The following is a 17,560-nucleotide window of genomic DNA, read 5'->3' on the forward strand; positions in this document are numbered from 1 at the left end:
CAGCCACGCTCAAGGGACGGAAGGTGACCTGTTCGTGATCGCGATACCGACCTGGCTCGTTGTACTAATCGCCGTATTGGCTGTTTTGGCGGTGCTCGGCCTGTGGGCCTATTTCACCGCCGCTCGCCTCAACCGCCTGCACATCCGCACTGATAGCGCCCGACTCACTCTGGAGGGCGCGCTGCATGCTCGCGCGATGTTGATAGCCACGCTGCGGCCAGATTTGAAGAAGCAGGCGGATCGGGTGTCCCGGGTGCCCCTGCAGGCGACCGATATGGGGGCGCACTCGGAGGCGGAAAACAGCCTGTTAGCGGCACTGGATGCCACCGTTATTGAGCACCCGGCGTTCATCGCCGCCTCCACGCGCGTTGACCTGGCCTCCCGCTTCTATAACGACGCCGTGTGCGACACCCGCCAGCTTCGTTCTCGGGCAAGCATTCGGGCCTTTAAGCTGGCCGGTTTCGCACCTCTGCCCGAGTATTACGAGGCCGCCACGACCGATCACGTGGCGTGAACCTAGCCCTGTTAGACGGGTCAGAACTAGACAGGTTAGACTAGTGGCCTAAAACACCAACGAGCTGGAACGTGTTGGCGGCCTCAAAATCGCGCTCCCGAGGGACCACCGCGAGGTGAATCCGAGGGCTGAGGCGAGTAGGAGTTAACACGCCCAGCCACGAAGAGACGGGAATAACTACGTGAGCAAGGCATCCAAGACCGCTGCGGCGGACGCGTCCATCACCACCGGTTCCGCGCGCGTTAAGCGCGGTTTTGCCGACAAGCTGAAGGGCGGCGTCATCATGGACGTCGTCACCCCAGAGCAGGCCAAGATCGCCGAGGACGCAGGAGCCTCCGCTGTCATGGCACTGGAGCGCGTTCCGGCTGATATCCGCGCACAGGGTGGCGTGTCCCGCATGTCCGACCCGGACATGATCGCAGGCATCATCGACGCCGTCGAGATCCCGGTCATGGCCAAGGCTCGTATCGGCCACTTCGTCGAGGCAGAGGTGCTCGAAGCTCTCGGCGTGGACTTCATCGACGAGTCCGAGGTACTGAGCCCGGCCGACTACAAAAACCACATCGACAAGTTCGACTTCGAGACCCCATTCGTGTGTGGCGCCACCAACCTGGGCGAGGCCCTGCGCCGTATCAACGAAGGCGCAGCCATGATCCGCTCCAAGGGTGAGGCCGGCACCGGCGATGTGTCCAACGCTGTGACCCACATGCGCACCATCCGCGCCGAGATCAACCGCCTGAGCAACATGGCCGAGGATGAGCTCTACGTCGCCGCCAAGGAACTGGCCGCACCGTACGAGCTCGTCGTTGAGGTTGCGCGCAACGGCAAGCTCCCAGTCACCCTGTTCACCGCCGGTGGCATCGCCACCCCCGCTGACGCCGCGATGATGATGCACCTCGGTGCTGAGGGCGTGTTCGTCGGCTCGGGTATCTTCAAGTCCGGTAACCCGGCTCAGCGTGCCGCAGCCATCGTTAAGGCAACGCAGAACTACCAGGACCCGAAGGTGATCGCGGACGTTTCCCGTGGCCTGGGTGAGGCCATGGTCGGCATCAACGTCGACGAGCTGCCGGTGTCCCACCGCCTCGCAGAGCGCGGCTGGTAATTCCCCATGGTCTCCTCCTCGTTTGCCGACCACCCCCGCATCCTCGACGTTCTCGATCTTGAGAAGATCGACGGGGATATCTTCCGGGGACGCGTGATTCCCTCGAGCCTGAGCCGAACGTTCGGCGGGCAGGTGGCGGCCCAATGCCTCGTCGCTGCGACCCGCACCGTGGGCGCGGAGTACCAGGTGCATTCCCTGCACGGGTATTTTGTTGCCCCCGGGCGATCCGAAGAGCCCACGCTGTACATTGTGGAGCGCATCCGCGACGGTAGGTCATTCTGCTCCCGGCAGGTGAAGGCGGTTCAACACGGCAAGCCGATCTTCATCATGCAGGCCAGCTTCCACGTCCGCACTGATGAGGGGCCGGAACACTCCGACGAGATGCGCCGGGTGGTGCCGCCAGAGGACGTCGTGGTCAACCGCGAGGAGCTGCCGCCGGTGCGCAAGGCGCTGTTTGATGAGTGGCGCGAGTGGGATCTGCGGGTGGTGCCGGATGGGGACTTCGAGCCGAATAAGTATGCGGCCTCCCAGCAGGTCGTCTGGTTCAAGTCGAAGGCCAGACTCCCGGATGACGAGACCTTCCACGTCTGCACGCTGGCATATATGTCTGACATGACGCTGCTGTCCTCCGCCCTTGTTCCGCACCGCGGCGAGCAGTACCAGGAGGCTTCCCTCGACCACGCGATGTGGTTCCTGCGACCGTTCCGCGCCGATGAATGGCTCCTTTACGACCAGGTCAGTCCGTCGGCGCACGCGGGGCGTGCCATTACCCACGGCCGCATCTTCAACCAGGCCGGGGAATTGGTCGCCGTCGTGACCCAGGAGGGGCTGACCCGAAGGATCGTGGGCGACCGCCTGGCTGTCCCACTCAAGGGCTTCGAAGGGAAGTAACACTCGCCCCCGCACCCTTACCACGCGGGGGTTGCAGCCTCGATGCAGTATCAGAACCGCCGTGCCGAAAAGCACGGCGGTTTTTGCGTCCAAGAAACGCACCTTCCCGAACAACTACCCACGACGAGAAGCGCGTTAAGGCCTTCTTGGGACGCGCGGACCAGTGGTTCTAAAGAAAACCCGCCGGAGGCGCGTAGTAAGCTGGTAGGCGCGAAAAACTGCATCGCAGTTTGAAGGAATTATTCGGCTAGTAGGAAGAGGACGATGGCAGGCCATTCAAAGTGGGAGACCACGAAGCGTAAGAAGGCAGCAATCGACGCCAAGCGTGGCAAGGAATTCGCCCGCCTGGTGAAGAATATCGAGGTTGCGGCGCGCATGGGTGGCGGCGACCCGGACGCCAACCCGACGCTCCAGGACGCCATCACCAAGGCCAAGAAGTCCTCCGTCCCCAACGACAACATCGAGCGGGCCCGCAAGCGTGGCTCCGGCGAGGAAGCTGGTGGCTCCGACTGGGAGACCATCATGTACGAGGGCTACGGCCCGGGCGGCGTTGCGATGCTCATCGAGTGTCTGACCGATAACCGCAACCGCGCTGCCACCGACGTCCGCACTGCGATGACGAAGAACGGCGGCAACATGGCGGATGCCGGCTCCGTGTCCTACCAGTTTGAGCGCAAGGGTCAGGCGCTTCTCGATAAGGGGGAGCTGACCGAGGACGACCTGCTGTTGGCTGTCCTCGACGCCGGCGCCGAAGAGGTCAAGGACCACGGCGAGCAGTTCGAGGTGCTCTGCGATATTTCGGACCTCATGGCCGTCCGCGAGGCGCTGAAGGAAGCGGAGATCGAGTACGACTCCGTCGAGCAGGTCTATCGCTCCAATCTGGAGGTCCCGGCGGACGCGGAGTTGGCCCGCAAGGTCGCTAACCTCATCGATGCTCTCGACGACGTCGACGATGTCCAGGAGATCTACACCAACATGTCCGTCTCCGACGAGGTTGCGGCCGAACTCGCCGAGGACTAATCGGCCTACCTACGGGGCGGTACGTGCCTGGCCCGCCCAAGGGGCTGGGGTGGCTGCCCGGCCGCATGACGGGTTGCTCCGAGCTGACGTCGATTTCGATCATGTGTGCTATATTCGGTATTTATCATGAGTGCGAGGTCTAATGCAGTGCCGGATGGGGCCCCCGGAGAGTCGGATCAGGAGGCCCTCGGCCGCGCCTCCCGGTCGGCGGGAGGGTGGGGTTCGCCCACTGGATTTCGGCGGACCGAATCGATGGTGGGCAAACGCGTCATGGGAATCGACCCTGGTCTGACCCGCTGTGGGCTTTCCGTCGTACAAGCCGGCAAAGGCCGCGCAGTGTTCCCCGTCGCCGTCGGAGTGGTTCGCACCGAGTCCCATGTCCCGCTGGAGCAGCGACTCCAGCGGCTATACCGCGCCGTGAGCGAGTGGATCGCTGACTACTCTCCGGATGTGGTCGCGATCGAGCGGGTTTTCGAACGCTCAAACGTCTCGACAGTCATGAATACGGCTCATGCCTCCGGGGTGCTGATGCTCGCCGCGGCGGAGCACGGATTGGCCGTGGAGAGCTACACGCCCAGTGAGGTGAAGAAGTCGATCAGCGGCAACGGCCGGGCCGATAAGGCTCAGATGACCAAGATGATCACCCGCATTCTGGGGCTCTCAGAGGCCCCCAAGCCCGCGGATGCCGCCGATGCGCTCGCGCTGGCGGTCTGCCACTGCTGGCGGGGACCGATGAATCAATTCCTGCGCGCCTGAGGCGCCTGGGATAGAAAAACACAACAGAAGGATGATGAGTTCGACATGATTTCCTCGCTGCGCGGCGACGTGATCGATAAGGGCCTGGATTATGTAGTGATCGAATGCGCCGGGGTGGGGTACCGCTGCCTCGCCACAGGCGATACCCTCGCCACGTTGCGTCGCGGCGAGCAGGCCTTCGTCCTCACCAGCCTCGTGGTCCGGGACGACGCGCACACGCTCTATGCTTTCTCGACTCCCGAACAGCGCGAAACTTTCGGAATCCTGCAGAAGGTCTCCGGCGTAGGCGCCCGCCTCGCCATGGGAGTGATGAGCGTGCTGCAGCCCGTGGACATCGCTCGGGCTGTCGAGGAGGGGGATACCAAGACCCTGCAGCAGGCTCCTGGGGTGGGCAAGCGGCTGGCCGAACGCATGGCCGTGGATCTCAAGGGCAAGTTTCCGGCTCCGGAAGCTACGAGCGACCAGGCAACCATTGGAGATATCGCAGCGAACGGCACCGACACGGCGTTGCAGCCGCAGGTCGTGGAGGCGCTCGTCGGCCTCGGCTTCACTGAATCCAAGGCTGCTACGGCTGTGAAGAATATTCTTGAGGAGCAGGACGGAACCGCCGACCCTTCGGCAGTGCTGCGTGAGGCCCTGCAGCGGCTGAGTGGTCAAAAGCGTTAATCGCGCGAGGGCCACACAGCACCTAGGATTCACAGCAGCAGACCACGCAGGCAAAGGACGCACCAATGTCAGACATCGAACGCACCGAATTCGAATTGCCGGGTTCGTCGCTGCCTACCCCACGCCCTGAGCCCGGCAATCAGCCCGCGGGGCAAGCGCCGAACAGCGAGCTCTCCGGTGCACAGATCCCCGGAGATACCGAGTTCGATAGCTCGCTGCGCCCGAAGAGCCTGAAGGAGTTCATCGGCCAGCCCAAGGTGCGCCAGCAGCTTGAGCTCGTGCTTGGCGGGGCCCGCAGCCGTGGTGTTGCGCCCGATCACGTGCTGCTTGCGGGCCCGCCAGGGCTAGGTAAGACGACGATGGCGATGATCATCGCCCAGGAGCTCGGTTCCTCTCTGCGCATGACCTCGGGCCCTGCTCTCGAGCGGGCAGGGGATCTGGCTGCCATGTTGTCGAACCTCATGGAGGGCGACGTGCTCTTCATCGACGAGATCCACCGCATGGCGCGCCCCGCCGAAGAGATGCTCTACATGGCGATGGAAGACTTCCGCATCGACGTCATCGTCGGTAAAGGGCCGGGAGCAACGTCGATCCCCATCGAGATTGCCCCATTCACCCTTGTTGGCGCGACGACCCGGGCTGGCATGCTCACGGGTCCGCTCCGTGACCGCTTCGGTTTCACCGCTCAGATGGAGTTCTACGACACCCCCGAGCTCACCCGGGTGGTCACCCGCGCCGCCGGGATCCTCGGAGTAGAAATCGATAACGACGCTGCTACCGAGATCGCCTCCCGCTCGCGGGGCACGCCGCGTATCGCCAACCGGCTGCTCCGCCGCGTGCGAGATTATGCCGACGTGCAGGCCGACGGCCAGATCACCGTGGACATCGCCCGGCAGGCGCTCGTGGTCTTCGACGTCGACGAGATGGGGCTCGACCGTCTCGACAACGGGGTGTTGGATGCGCTGGTGCGTGGCCACGGCGGCGGACCGGTGGGAGTGAACACCCTTGCGCTGGCGGTTGGGGAGGAGCCCTCGACAGTCGAGGAGGTCTGCGAACCATTCCTCGTGCGCGCAGGCATGGTGGCCCGCACGCCGCGGGGGAGGGTTGCTACCGCGGCAGCATGGCGCCACGTCGGTTTGGAACCACCGGAGAAGGCACCTGGCATGTAGCGCCGCTTGGGGAGCAGCGCCGACGGTCCCGCGCCTGGCGCGACGCCTAGAGCGTCGAGGGCCCGGGCGTCGAGTACCCGAGGTAGGAACGGTGGCGGCTACGTGCAAAAACCTAAGAATGTGAGACACTGAAAACTATGAATTCTTTGATACTCATCCTGATCGTTGTCGTGTTCATCGCCTTGCCGCTGCTGCAGATCCGCAAGCAGAACCAGCGCATGAAGCAGATCCGCGAATTCCAGGATTCCCTCCAGCCGGGCATGGTCGTCCAGATGACCTCGGGCATCCAGGGGCGTGTGGCGCACGTGGGTGATACCTCCATTGACCTGGAGATCAGCCCTGCGGTGGTGACTACCTGGGACCGCGCCGCCGTCCTGCAGGCCGTGACCTCCGTGGAGCCCGGCTCGCAGCAGGAAGAGCAGCTGAGCAACCGCCCGAATGACCAGGTCGAGACGGTGGACGGTGACGTCCAGAACACGGATTTCGACGTCGACGGTGGTACCAACACCGGCGGCGAGTCCCGCAACTAGGCGTCGGTGCGCGACCCGCTGAACGCGCACGCAGACCCCGCGCGGACTTGGACATCTGGTGACCGGAGACAGGAACCCGGGTGCCAGATGTTTTGTGTCTCCAGCAGGCACTAAGATATTTTCCCAGCTTTTCATTTAATCCCGATTAACAGCTCAGGAGCCCAACTGTGGCCACAGCGCGAACTCGGCAGCAGAAACCCACGCAAAAGAAGTGGTTGAAGCGCTCGCTGCTCGTCTTCATCGTTATTTTCCTCGCCGTTTACGGACTCATTTTCACCACCGGCGATAAGTCCGCTACGCCAAAACTCGGCATCGAACTTCAGGGCGGAACGCGAGTAACTCTCGCCCCGCAGGGCGAACGCCCGACCTCCGACCAGCTGCAGCAGGCACGCCGCATCCTGGAATCCCGCGTCAACGGCATGGGAGTTTCCGGCGCCGAGGTCGTCACCGACGGCGATAACCTCGTGATCACCGTCCCGGGTGAGGACGCCAGCGAGGCCCGTGCCCTGGGGCAGACCTCCCAGCTGCTGTTCCGCCCGAACTCCCAGCCACAGCCGACGACCCCGAAGTTCGCAGAGGTCTACAAGGGCATGGCCAACCGGTGGGTTGAGGCGGGCATCGTAGAGAAGAAGGCCACCCAGGAGAAGATGAACGATCTCCTCAAGGCCATGAAGGAGCAGAATGCTCCGGGGCTCCCGGACAAGCTAACGGTGACGGCCAAGGAGCCACCGGAGCCGAAGAACTCCGTCGAGGAGCAGAAGCGCCGTGACAAGCAGGTTCAGATCCTGCTGAAGGACCGCCAGTCCGAGGACCCGGATACGCAATCCGCAGCAGCGGGGCTGCTCGACTGCTCTGGACCTGATCCGCTCTCTGGTGCCGACGATCCTGCCAAGCCGCTGGTGACCTGTTCGCCGCAGGGGCCGATGGTGCTGGGGCCTGCCCCGGTGCTGATCGGTGATGAGAACAAGGACAAGCCCCGCCGCTTGACCGGTGACATGATCGATACGAATTCCACCATCACCGGTGGTTTCGACGCCCAGTCCGCACAGATGGCTATCACGTTCCGTTTCAAGACTGGCAAGGATACCCCGGGTGGCGAGACCTGGTACAAGCTCGGCCAGGACATGATGAATCAGCAGGTCGCCATCACCCTGGACTCCCAGGTCATTTCCGCCCCGCAGATTCAGGGCGCAACCCCGCCAGGCGAGGTTTCCCAGATCACGGGCGAGTTCACTGAGAAGGAAGCGCAGGACCTCGCCAACAACCTGCGCTACGGTGCGCTGCCGCTGAGCTTCGTCGGCGAGAACGGCGAGCCGGGTGGCACCGCGACGACGATCTCGCCAACCATGGGTGAGGCTTCCCTGCGCGCTGGCTTGATCGCCGGGCTCGTGGGGCTCGTGCTCGCCTCCCTGTACGCACTTTGGTACTACCGCGGACTCGGCCTGATCGCCATCTTCTCGCTGGTGACCAGCGTGGCGACGGTCTTCGGTCTCCTCGTTCTGCTGGGTCGTTGGATCGGTTACAGCCTGGACCTGGCCGGCATTGCTGGTCTGATCATCGGTATCGGCACCACCGCTGACTCCTTCGTGGTCTACTTCGAGCGCATCAAGGACGAGATCCTCGGTGGTTCGACCTTCCGTTCCGCCGTGCCTCGCGCGTGGGATCGGGCTCGCGGGACGATCGTCACCGGTAATTTCGTGTCCCTCATTGCAGCGGTGATCCTTTACTTCCTCGCCATCGGCGACGTCAAGGGCTTCGCGTTCACATTGGGGCTCACCACCGTCGTCGACGTCTTGGTCGCCTTCCTGCTGACCGCGCCTCTGACCATCATGTTGTCCCGCAGGCCTTTCATCGCCAACCGCAAGTTCAACGGTCTGGGCCCGGCATTTCGCCTTGCGGAGTCCCGTGGCTACTCGCCGACCCGACCACAGTTTGCTGCCGCCACGGCGGACGTTAAAACGACGAGAGGCTCCACAGAGAGCAGCTCGACCGAGGAGGAGACCCGATGAGCAGCACGGACACCGACATGAGCAGCGTGGACACTGCGCAGCAGAAGGAACAGGACAAGGGCTCCTGGTTGAGCCAGATGTACAACGGCACCGGCAACTTCCCATTCGTTGCGAAGCGGCGCCTCTCGTACCAGATTCTCATTGCCATCTTCGTCGTGTGCATCGCGACAATCGGCTTCCGGGGCTTTCACCTCGGCATCGATTTCGAGGGCGGTACGCGCATCAGCATGCCGCCGACCGCAAGCGTCCAGCAGGATGACGTTGAGCGCGTTTTCACCGAGGCCACGGGAGTTGAGCCCAATGCGGTTCAGACCGTCGGTTCGGGAGACTCTCGAGTCATCGAGATCAACTCCCAGCGGCTCAGCGAAGAGCAGATCCGCGAGGCCCGGACTGCCCTCTTCGAGGAGTTCAAGCCCGAGAATGCTCAGGGGCAGCCCTCCGAGGACGCCGTGAATGATTCCACGGTTTCCGAGTCCTGGGGCTCGTCCATCACCCAGCGCATGCTGCTTGCACTCGGCGTGTTCGTGCTCGCTGTCTTCGCCTACATCGGGCTGCGTATGGAGCGCGATATGGCGATCTCCGCGATCATCGGTGTGCTCATCGACCTCACCATCGTCTCGGGCCTGTACTCCCTTCTGGGACTCGACGTTTCTCCGGCGACGGTCATCGGCCTGCTGACGATCCTGGCCTACTCGCTCTACGACACCGTTGTCGTATTCGACAAGGTGCAGGAGAACACTGCGGGGCTATTCGACTCGAACCGCGCGACATATGGGGAGCAGGTCAACCTCGCGATCAACCAGACGGTGATGCGCTCCATCAACACCTCCATTTTCTCGCTGGTGCCGATCGCCGCGCTGCTGGTTATCGCCGTGTGGCTCATGGGCGTGGGCACCCTCAAGGACCTCGCGCTCGTGCAGTTCATCGGCGTGATCTGCGGTACCTTCAACTCCATCTTCTTCGCTGCCCCCATGCTGGTAAGCCTGAAGATGCGCCAGAAGAAGTACCAGGAGCACGATGAGCAGGTTCGCAAGGCTCGCGAACGGGCAGGTGCTGGCGAAGAACCGGCTGACGACGCCGAGGATGCGCCCCGCGCGGGAACCCGCACCGTCGTGAGCCCGAACGCTGGGCTTCGCACCCGGCGTGAACAGCAACCGGATGCCGCAGGCCCGGATACCAGCGGGGTATCCTGGCGACCTGGAATGTAGCTGGCGAAAGCTCAAAGACTCGGGGAAACCCTGGGGAGTGTTCGCATGGCGGTGAATCCCAGCGGACGCTCAAGGAGGCGTGAAGTGTTCAAACATCGCGGATTCCGCGCGGGAATAGCGACCCTGGCCGTTGGCGCTCTGCTGGCCGGCTGCGGGAGCGATGGCGGAGGGTTGGGGCGCGCCGAACCACAGTTCGGCTACCAGCTTCCGACCACCCCGGCCACCACCAACGCGGGGTCGGCTGTCGGGGTGGCTACTGACGCGGCGAAGCTTTCCGCGCGCCTGTATCCAGGTGCCTTCCTCGCGGGGCCGGAGGGCCAAATGCTGCCCAACCGGGATCTGGTCGAGGTCACACCGAGCGAGAAGCACCAGGAAGTCGTCGACTACAAGATCAACCCGAAGGCAAAGTACTCCGATGGGCACAAGGTCGTGTGTGATGACTTCCAGCTGACAAAACTGGCCAGCGAGCGTGCCGATCTTTTCGCCTCCGATTTGCCGATCTATCACCAGGTCGCCGAACTCTACTGCGCCCCGGGGGCCGACCGCTTCCGGGTGGTGTTCAAACCGGGGTTCGGCCAGCGGTACCGCGAACTTTTCAGCGCGGGAACCGTACTTCCAGCCCACAGCGTCACCAAGCGGGCCGAGGTAGAATCAGTCACCGCAGCCACCGAGTCTGGGGTGGAGGAGGACTTGGCTCGCCTCGGCAAGGCCTGGCAAGAGCTCTTCGACATTACCAAGACGGACCCCGCCTCCGTCCCGACATTCGGCCCATACCGAATCGCTGAGAAGGGGGAGCAAGGCCAGTTGGTGCTCCGGGAGAACCCGGAATGGGCGGGGGATAGCCCCGCGCAGGTGCCGATCTACGTATGGGGCCCGGGAGCAGACCTGTCGAAGCTCGCCGAGGACCATCAGATTTCGGTGCTCGATGCACCCGTAAACACGGATTTCGCCGCAGCTGGCATCGCGTCCGAGAAGTTCTCGATTAGCCGCCAGCCCAGCGACCGATTGGACACCCTCAGCCTCGCCGACACCGGGATTTTCGCCGACGAAGGCGCCCGGCACGCCTTCAGCGCCTGCATCGACCGCAAGGCCCTCGTGAAGACCGTGTCGGAGTTCTCCCGCAACCGTGTGACAGCCACCGGTTTGCGTGTTGTGCAACCATCTACGCCGACGCACCCCCGCTTGCGCGCACTCTCCGGGGCCCACATGAACCGGGATATCCCGGCGGCAAAGGGGACTCTCGAGGGAGCTACCGTGCGCATCGGCTACCTCAAGGAACACGAGCGCTACGCCAAGCAGGTGGAGAGCATCAAGAACAGCTGCGCGGAGGCCGGGATCACCGTAGAGGCGGTGCCACTTGTCGCCGCGAATTATGGAACTTTGGGGGAGGACTACGACGCGCGGCTGTCGACCTTCAGCGGATTCGGCCGCAATGGGTTCAGCAAGGCCAACCAGGCTTCGCTGCTGCCGGAGCTCCTGCGGGCGGAGAAGGAACTGCAGCAAGCAATGTGGACGATCCCGCTGACCACCGAGCCGCGAGCCATCGCCACCCTGAAAAACGTGGACAACGTCGTGGATAACCCGGGCAATGTGGGGCTCAGCTGGAACATGGACCGGTGGGTCGAGCTCGACCACATCCCCGAAACCACCAGCCCAACGGACACCCCCACCAAGAAGTCTTAAAAGATTAGTCGAAAACCATGACCCAGGCATCAGAGTTCACTCTCTCCGACCCGAGCGCGATCGAACGCCAGAAGTACGCCCAAAAGCAACTCGCTGCTCACATTCGGCTCGTTCCGGGCTTCCCCGTCGAGGGCATCGTTTTCGAGGACCTCACGCCGGCTCTCGCCGACGCGGAGTCCTTCCGAGCCGTCGTTTCCTCCTTGGCTGATGCTGCCCGCGAGATGGAACCCGACTTGATCGCAGGGCTCGACGCGCGCGGTTTCTTGCTTGGCAGTGCCGTGGCTTACGAGCTGGGCCTCGGCATCCTCGCGGTGCGTAAGGGTGGAAAACTACCGCCGCCGGTTCACCAGGCCAACTATCTGCTGGAGTACGGCACCGCCACGCTAGAGATCCCAGCCGACGGCCTGGACCTGCGGGGCCGCCGGGTACTGCTGCTCGACGACGTCCTGGCGACCGGGGGTACCCTCCAGGCCGCTCGCAGCTTGCTTGACAAAGCTGGTGCGACGGTCTGTGGCCTTGGGGTAGTACTTGAGGTACAAGCGCTGGACGGTCGCCAGCGCTTCCCTGATATCCCGCTGTATGTCGTAGGAACCGATCATGAGTAACGAAAAGGGTTCACTGTGGATGGCGGCGCGCATCGCGCGCACCCTGACGGGGACCGCCCGCCCGAAGGTGAACCCTGTGTTGGCACCACTCATCGTGGTGCACCGGAAGTTCCACCCGAAGGCGAACCTTGAGGTTCTCAACCGGGCGTATAACACCGCGGAGCGACTGCACGACGGCGTGATGCGCAAATCGGGGGAGCCGTACATTACCCACCCGCTCGCCGTGGCGACCATCGCCGCGGAGATCGGCATGGACACCACCACGCTGGTGGCCGCACTCCTGCATGACACGGTGGAGGACACCGACTACTCACTCGAGGAGCTCACCGCCGATTTCGGCGAAGAGGTTGCCCGCCTCGTGGACGGTGTCACCAAGTTGGACAAGGTGGCGCTCGGCTCCGCAGCGGAAGCCGAGACCGTCCGAAAGATGATCGTGGCGATGTCGCACGACCCCCGCGTGCTGGTCATCAAGGTCTGCGACCGGCTGCACAACATGCGGACCATGCGCTTCTTGCCGCCCGAGAAGCAGGCGAAGAAGGCCCGCGAAACGCTGGAGGTCATCGCACCGCTGGCGCACCGACTGGGGATGGCGACCGTCAAGTGGGAACTCGAGGACCTCGCCTTTGCGATCCTGTATCCGCGCAAGTACGAGGAGATCGTCCGCATCGTCGCGGACCGAGCCCCCAAGCGCGACCAGTATATTGCCCGCGTCAAGGATGAAATCGAGTCCGCGATGCAGGACACCGGTATCAACGCCGAGGTCGTGGGCAGGCCGAAGCACTACTGGTCGATCTACCAGAAGATGATCGTCCGAGGCCGCGATTTTGATGAGATCTTCGACCTGGTGGGGATCCGAATCCTCGTAGGGACCGTCCGCGACTGTTACGCCGCCGTCGGCGCGGTCCACGCTTTGTACCAGCCCATGCCCGGCCGGTTTAAGGACTACATCAGCTCCCCGCGCTTCGGCGTCTACAAGTCGCTGCACACCACCGTGCTTGGCCCGGACGCGAAGCCGCTGGAGATCCAGATCCGCACCCTGGAGATGCACCGCAACGCCGAATACGGCATTGCTGCGCACTGGCGCTACAAGGAGACCCGGGGCACCCACAGCGGAAACAGCGAGGACCTGGACCAGATGGCGTGGATGCGCCAACTGTTGGACTGGCAAAAGGAGGCGGCGGATCCGAACGAGTTCCTGGATTCGCTGCGCTACGACCTCTCCACCGACGAGATCTTCGTGTTCACCCCCAAGGGCGACGCCATCACGCTGCCAGCGGGAGCAACCCCCGTGGACTTCGCCTACTCGGTGCACACCGAGGTCGGGCACCGCTGCATCGGCGCGAAGGTCAACGGACGCTTGGTCGCATTGGAAAGCAAGCTGCAGACCGGCGACAAGGTAGAGATCTTTACCTCCAAGGACCAGTCGGCAGGACCCAGCAAGGACTGGCTGAGCTTCGTCGTTGTTCCGCGGGCGCGTGCCCGCATCAAACAGTGGTTCGCCAAGGAACGTCGCGGTGAGGCTGTCGAGGTCGGACGCGACGCGCTCGCCGCGGAGGTGCAGCGTAATGGCGTGCCGGTGCAGCGCCTGTTCACTCCCGAGTCAGTCCGTGCCCTGGCTGCGGACCTGGGGTACGACGACCTCGATGCCCTGTATGCGGCCATCGGCCGCCACGACGTCACCGCCGGTCACGTCGTCAACCAGCTCATGGATCAGCTCGCTGGCGAGGACGATGCGCCCCCGATGCTGCCCAACGAGGTGCCCGTCCACCCGGCGAGCCGGATCGCGAACACCCCGCAGGAGGGCCGTGGCGACGGCTCCGGCATCCTCGTGCAGGGAGAGGCGGACTTTTCCGCGAAGCTGGCGAAGTGCTGCACCCCGGTGCCGGGCGATGCGATCTTTGGATTCATCACCAAGGGTGGCGGAGTCTCGGTGCACCGCACGGACTGCACCAACGCGCCGAAGCTGCACCAGGACCAGGAGCGAATCATCGAGGTGGGCTGGGCTCAGAGCTTCCAGAACGCCGTGTTCCTCGTGACCATCCAGATCGAGGGCCTGGACCGCAACGGCCTGCTCTCCGAAGTCACCCGAGTGGTCAGCGAGCAGAAGGTGCCGATCATCGCGACGAGCTCGCGCACCTCGGAGGACCGGGTGGCGATGATCCGTTTCACCTTCGAGGTCTCCGATACCAAGCAGCTGGGCTACCTGATGGGGCAGCTGCGCAACATCGAGGGCGTCTTCGACGTCTACCGAGTCACCACCGGCGGTTAGGCTCCTGCTAACCGCGTCGCGGTGAATGAGCAACGACGAAGCCCGGGCACCCTCGTGGGGTACCCGGGCTTTGTGCAGCTGGAGTAGGAACCTAGCTGACGGTGGCCTTTTCGATCTTGACCTCATCAGCCGGCTTGCCGTCGCCCTCTGGGGCGGCGTCGTAGATCTTGTCCAGGGTGGCCAGACCCTCGTCGCTGATCTTGCCGAAGACGTTGTACGCCGGTGGCAGCGTGGTGTCCTTCGTGACGAGGAAGAACTGGGAGCCGTTGGTGTCCGGGCCGGAGTTAGCCATTGCCAGGGTGCCGCGCGGGTAGGTCAGCGGGGACTGACTCTCGCCCTCAGCCACACCGTTGAGCGGGAATTCGTCGCCGAACTTGTAGCCCGGTCCGCCCGTGCCCTTGCCGGTCGGGTCGCCGCACTGCAGGATGCCCATCTGATCGGACTTCACGTGGCGGTGGCAGACCGTGTTATCGAAGTAGTTCTGCTTGGCCAGCGACTCGAAGCTGTTCACCGAGCACGGGGAGGTGCCGCGGTCCAGCTCGATGGGGATCTCGCCGGCGGTGGTCTTCAGGTTCACCTTGACCAGGCCATCGGTCGGGATGTTCTCGGTGCCCGGCTTATCGACCTGCTTGGCCGCGCCGCCCTCGTCCTCGTACTCGCAGCTGACCTGCTTCGGGTAGGCCTTCATCGGGCCGTCCGGCAGCGGCGGGTACTGCTGCTCCTCCTGAGCCTGGGTTTCCGTCTGATCCTCGGAGTCATCGGAGCCCGTGTAGGTGCTGGCGAAGTAGATGCCGCCCACGATCGCGGCCAGGACCACGACGGTGGTCACCATCACGCCGAGCGGCGCGAGCTTAGCCTTGCGCTCGCGGGCTTTGATCGCCTTGTCGAGGTTATCCAGCGCCTCGTCGCGGCGCTGCGCGTTGGGCATCTTGCGCCCAGTGTTCTCACTCACGTGTTGAACCGGTGCCTTTCTTCCTGCGTGATCATCTTCAGCGTGATCATGGACGATTCGCGCAGAGCCTGGGTTCAGGGGACCGGGCCTGCGTAACCTTTCCCATTATGCCCTAAGAAAACTATTTTCTGACACGATGGGGGCATGAAGAACTCCGAGAACACTGGTGCAGGGTTGCCCGCACCCACCTTCGAGCTGCTGGGCTTTCCGGCGGGCGCCTTCCAGACCAATTGCTACGTGCTGATCAACACGGATGAGTCGGTCGCGCACGACGAGCAAGGACGCAGGCCCGCAACGGTGGTGGATCCGGGGCACGGAGCCCATGAGGTGATGAGCGGCGCTGCGAGCGAGCACAACTTCTATGTGGAGTCGATCGTGCTGACCCATGGCCACATTGACCACATGCGCGATGCCGCGGAGTTCGGGGTGCCCGTGCACGTCCACGAATATGACCGTTCGATGCTTGAGAACCCGGGCATGTACACCAATTTCCCCGACTTTGCTCGCATCTTCGACACGGAGAACATGCGGGTCCCGGAGGAAATCCGGAACCTTAGCGACGAGATCAGCATCGGTGGTCAAACCTTTACCGTCCACCACATGCCGGGGCATTCGCCCGGATCCGTCATGTTCCGCATCCCGGGTCTGATCCTGGGCGGGGACGTCCTCTTCAACGGCGGCGTGGGGCGCACGGACCTGCCTGGTTCGGACCCGGCGGATATGACGCTCTCCCTTAAGCGTCTGTCTGCCGAGTTCGATGACGACGACGTCGTCCTGCCCGGTCACGGTCCGCAGACAACGATCGGTCAGGAGAAGAAGACCAACCCCTTCTTGCACGAGGTGGGGTAGTGCTACGCCCGTGGCGGGCCAGCCACTAAGATCTGGTGGCGTGACTAACTCAGGTGAAAAGAAGTTCCAGCCGCTGCACGCCCCGAAGGGGATTCCGGACTACGTGCCGCCGCAGTCCAGCGAATTCCTGGCTGTGCGCACCGCGTTTCTCGACGCCGCCCACAACGCCGGTTATGAGCACATCGAGCTTCCCGTGTTCGAGGACACCTCGCTGTTCGCCCGCGGCGTGGGGGAGTCCACCGATGTGGTGAGCAAGGAAATGTACACCTTCGCCGACCGGGGTGGTCGCTCAGTGACGCTGCGCCCGGAGGGCACCGCTGGCGTGATGCGTGCGGTGATCCAGCACAACCTTGATCGTGGGCAGCTGCCAGCCAAGCTGGCCTACCACGGTCCGTTTTTCCGCTACGAGCGCCCGCAGGCCGGCCGTTTCCGCCAGCTCCAGCAGGTCGGCGTGGAGGCGATCGGGATCGACGATCCAGCACTGGATGCCGAGGTCATCGCCCTGGCAGACCGCTGCTTCCGCTCCATCGGGCTGGACGGCTTCCGCCTCGAGCTGACGAGCCTGGGGGATAGCACCGATCGCCCGGCATATCGCGCGAAGCTCCAGGAATTCCTGGCCACGCTGCCGCTGGATGAGGAGACCCAGCGCCGCGCGGAGCTCAACCCCCTGCGAGTGCTGGACGATAAGCGACCGCAGATGCAGGAGATGCTGCAAGACGCGCCGCTGATGAAGGACCACCTCTCCGATTCCTCCCGTGAGCACTTCGAAACCGTCACCGGCCTGCTGGAGGACATGGGCGTGGCGTACACGATCAACCCGCGCATGGTCCGCGGGCTGGATTACTACACCAAGACCTGCTTCGAGTTCGTCCACGACGGCCTCGGGGCTCAGTCCGGGATCGGCGGTGGCGGTCGCTACGACGGCCTGATGGCTCAGCTCGGCGGCCAGGATCTCTCCGGCATCGGTTTCGGCCTCGGCGTGGACCGAGCCCTGCTGGCGCTCGACGCGGAGGGCAAGACCGCCTCGACCGGTCGCCGCGTGGACGTGTTTGGCATTCCGATGGGCGATGCTGCGAAGCGCCACATGGTTGGCCTGATCAACGAGCTGCGGGCGGCGGGCGTTGCTGCGGACATGGCCTACGGCAATCGCGGGCTCAAGGGGGCGATGAAGGCAGCCAACCGGGCGAACGCTCAGCTCGCAGTCGTCATCGGTGATCAGGAGCTCGAGGCCGGCACCGTGGCGGTGAAGGACTTGCAGCTCGGGGAGCAGCACGACGTCGCGGTGGCAGACTTGACCACTCACATCCGCCAGCAGCTTGCGTAGATCCCCGGATCAC

Annotated in this window: 16 protein-coding genes; 15 read left to right on the plus strand and 1 reads right to left on the minus strand. The window is 63.8% G+C overall.

Features of this window, described 5'->3' with window-relative positions; genetic code table 11:
• The 13 genes from Q1V78_RS05180 to Q1V78_RS05240 form a co-directional block, all read left to right on the plus strand.
• Positions 1 to 514, plus strand: a 514-nt coding sequence (locus tag Q1V78_RS05180) for a hypothetical protein (RefSeq protein ID WP_367279554.1), incomplete at its 5' end; no start/stop codon positions are given.
• 181 nt (positions 515 to 695) lie between these two features.
• The gene (gene pdxS, locus Q1V78_RS05185) at positions 696 to 1,616 is read left to right on the plus strand and encodes a pyridoxal 5'-phosphate synthase lyase subunit PdxS (RefSeq protein WP_012360180.1); all 921 of its coding nucleotides are present in this window, start codon (positions 696 to 698) and stop codon (positions 1,614 to 1,616) included.
• Positions 1,617 to 1,622: 6 nt separating this feature from the next.
• Positions 1,623 to 2,507, plus strand: coding sequence for an acyl-CoA thioesterase II (locus Q1V78_RS05190; RefSeq protein WP_300612363.1), 885 nt, complete (start codon positions 1,623 to 1,625; stop codon positions 2,505 to 2,507).
• Between the two features lie 264 nt (positions 2,508 to 2,771).
• A complete protein-coding gene (locus Q1V78_RS05195) occupies positions 2,772 to 3,527 on the plus strand; it encodes a YebC/PmpR family DNA-binding transcriptional regulator (protein WP_070758972.1) in 756 nt (251 codons plus the stop codon).
• 252 nt (positions 3,528 to 3,779) lie between these two features.
• Positions 3,780 to 4,283, plus strand: coding sequence for a crossover junction endodeoxyribonuclease RuvC (gene ruvC, locus Q1V78_RS05200; protein WP_367279555.1), 504 nt, complete (start codon positions 3,780 to 3,782; stop codon positions 4,281 to 4,283).
• 45 nt (positions 4,284 to 4,328) lie between these two features.
• Positions 4,329 to 4,949, plus strand: coding sequence for a Holliday junction branch migration protein RuvA (gene ruvA, locus Q1V78_RS05205; protein WP_300612370.1), 621 nt, complete (start codon positions 4,329 to 4,331; stop codon positions 4,947 to 4,949).
• 65 nt (positions 4,950 to 5,014) lie between these two features.
• Positions 5,015 to 6,118 carry a Holliday junction branch migration DNA helicase RuvB gene (ruvB, locus tag Q1V78_RS05210; protein WP_300612372.1) on the plus strand — a complete coding sequence of 368 codons (1,104 nt, stop codon included), beginning with the start codon at positions 5,015 to 5,017 and terminating at the stop codon, positions 6,116 to 6,118.
• Positions 6,119 to 6,255: 137 nt separating this feature from the next.
• Positions 6,256 to 6,648 (plus strand): preprotein translocase subunit YajC, encoded by a 393-nt coding sequence (yajC, locus tag Q1V78_RS05215; protein ID WP_300612374.1) that lies wholly within the window; start codon positions 6,256 to 6,258, stop codon positions 6,646 to 6,648.
• A 167-nt stretch (positions 6,649 to 6,815) separates the two neighbouring features.
• Positions 6,816 to 8,657: a protein translocase subunit SecD gene (gene secD / locus Q1V78_RS05220; RefSeq protein ID WP_300612376.1), complete on the plus strand. Its 1,842-nt coding sequence runs from the start codon at positions 6,816 to 6,818 to the stop codon at positions 8,655 to 8,657.
• 17 nt (positions 8,658 to 8,674) lie between these two features.
• Positions 8,675 to 9,865, plus strand: coding sequence for a protein translocase subunit SecF (gene secF / locus Q1V78_RS05225; protein ID WP_300612492.1), 1,191 nt, complete (start codon positions 8,675 to 8,677; stop codon positions 9,863 to 9,865).
• An 84-nt stretch (positions 9,866 to 9,949) separates the two neighbouring features.
• Positions 9,950 to 11,548 carry an ABC transporter substrate-binding protein gene (locus Q1V78_RS05230; RefSeq protein WP_300612378.1) on the plus strand — a complete coding sequence of 533 codons (1,599 nt, stop codon included), beginning with the start codon at positions 9,950 to 9,952 and terminating at the stop codon, positions 11,546 to 11,548.
• 17 nt (positions 11,549 to 11,565) lie between these two features.
• A complete protein-coding gene (locus tag Q1V78_RS05235; RefSeq protein ID WP_300612380.1) occupies positions 11,566 to 12,153 on the plus strand; it encodes an adenine phosphoribosyltransferase in 588 nt (195 codons plus the stop codon).
• The gene (locus tag Q1V78_RS05240; RefSeq protein WP_300612381.1) at positions 12,146 to 14,422 is read left to right on the plus strand and encodes a bifunctional (p)ppGpp synthetase/guanosine-3',5'-bis(diphosphate) 3'-pyrophosphohydrolase; all 2,277 of its coding nucleotides are present in this window, start codon (positions 12,146 to 12,148) and stop codon (positions 14,420 to 14,422) included. The genes Q1V78_RS05235 and Q1V78_RS05240 overlap by 8 nt, the downstream gene beginning before the upstream one ends.
• A 91-nt stretch (positions 14,423 to 14,513) precedes the next feature.
• Here the strand turns inward: Q1V78_RS05240 and Q1V78_RS05245 are convergent, their stop codons facing one another.
• Positions 14,514 to 15,374, minus strand: a complete 861-nt coding sequence (locus tag Q1V78_RS05245; RefSeq protein ID WP_300612383.1) for a peptidylprolyl isomerase — start codon at positions 15,372 to 15,374, stop codon at positions 14,514 to 14,516.
• Between the two features lie 144 nt (positions 15,375 to 15,518).
• Here Q1V78_RS05245 and Q1V78_RS05250 point away from each other — a divergent pair, with 144 nt between their 5' ends.
• Together Q1V78_RS05250 and hisS are read left to right on the plus strand one after the other, a co-directional pair.
• Positions 15,519 to 16,223 (plus strand): MBL fold metallo-hydrolase, encoded by a 705-nt coding sequence (locus tag Q1V78_RS05250; RefSeq protein WP_300612385.1) that lies wholly within the window; start codon positions 15,519 to 15,521, stop codon positions 16,221 to 16,223.
• Between the two features lie 40 nt (positions 16,224 to 16,263).
• Positions 16,264 to 17,547 carry a histidine--tRNA ligase gene (gene hisS / locus Q1V78_RS05255; RefSeq protein WP_300612387.1) on the plus strand — a complete coding sequence of 428 codons (1,284 nt, stop codon included), beginning with the start codon at positions 16,264 to 16,266 and terminating at the stop codon, positions 17,545 to 17,547.
• Positions 17,548 to 17,560 lie beyond the last annotated feature (13 nt).

The organism is Corynebacterium sp. (genome assembly GCF_030152825.1).
In the GTDB taxonomy this organism is placed as follows: Bacteria; Actinomycetota; Actinomycetes; order Mycobacteriales; family Mycobacteriaceae; genus Corynebacterium.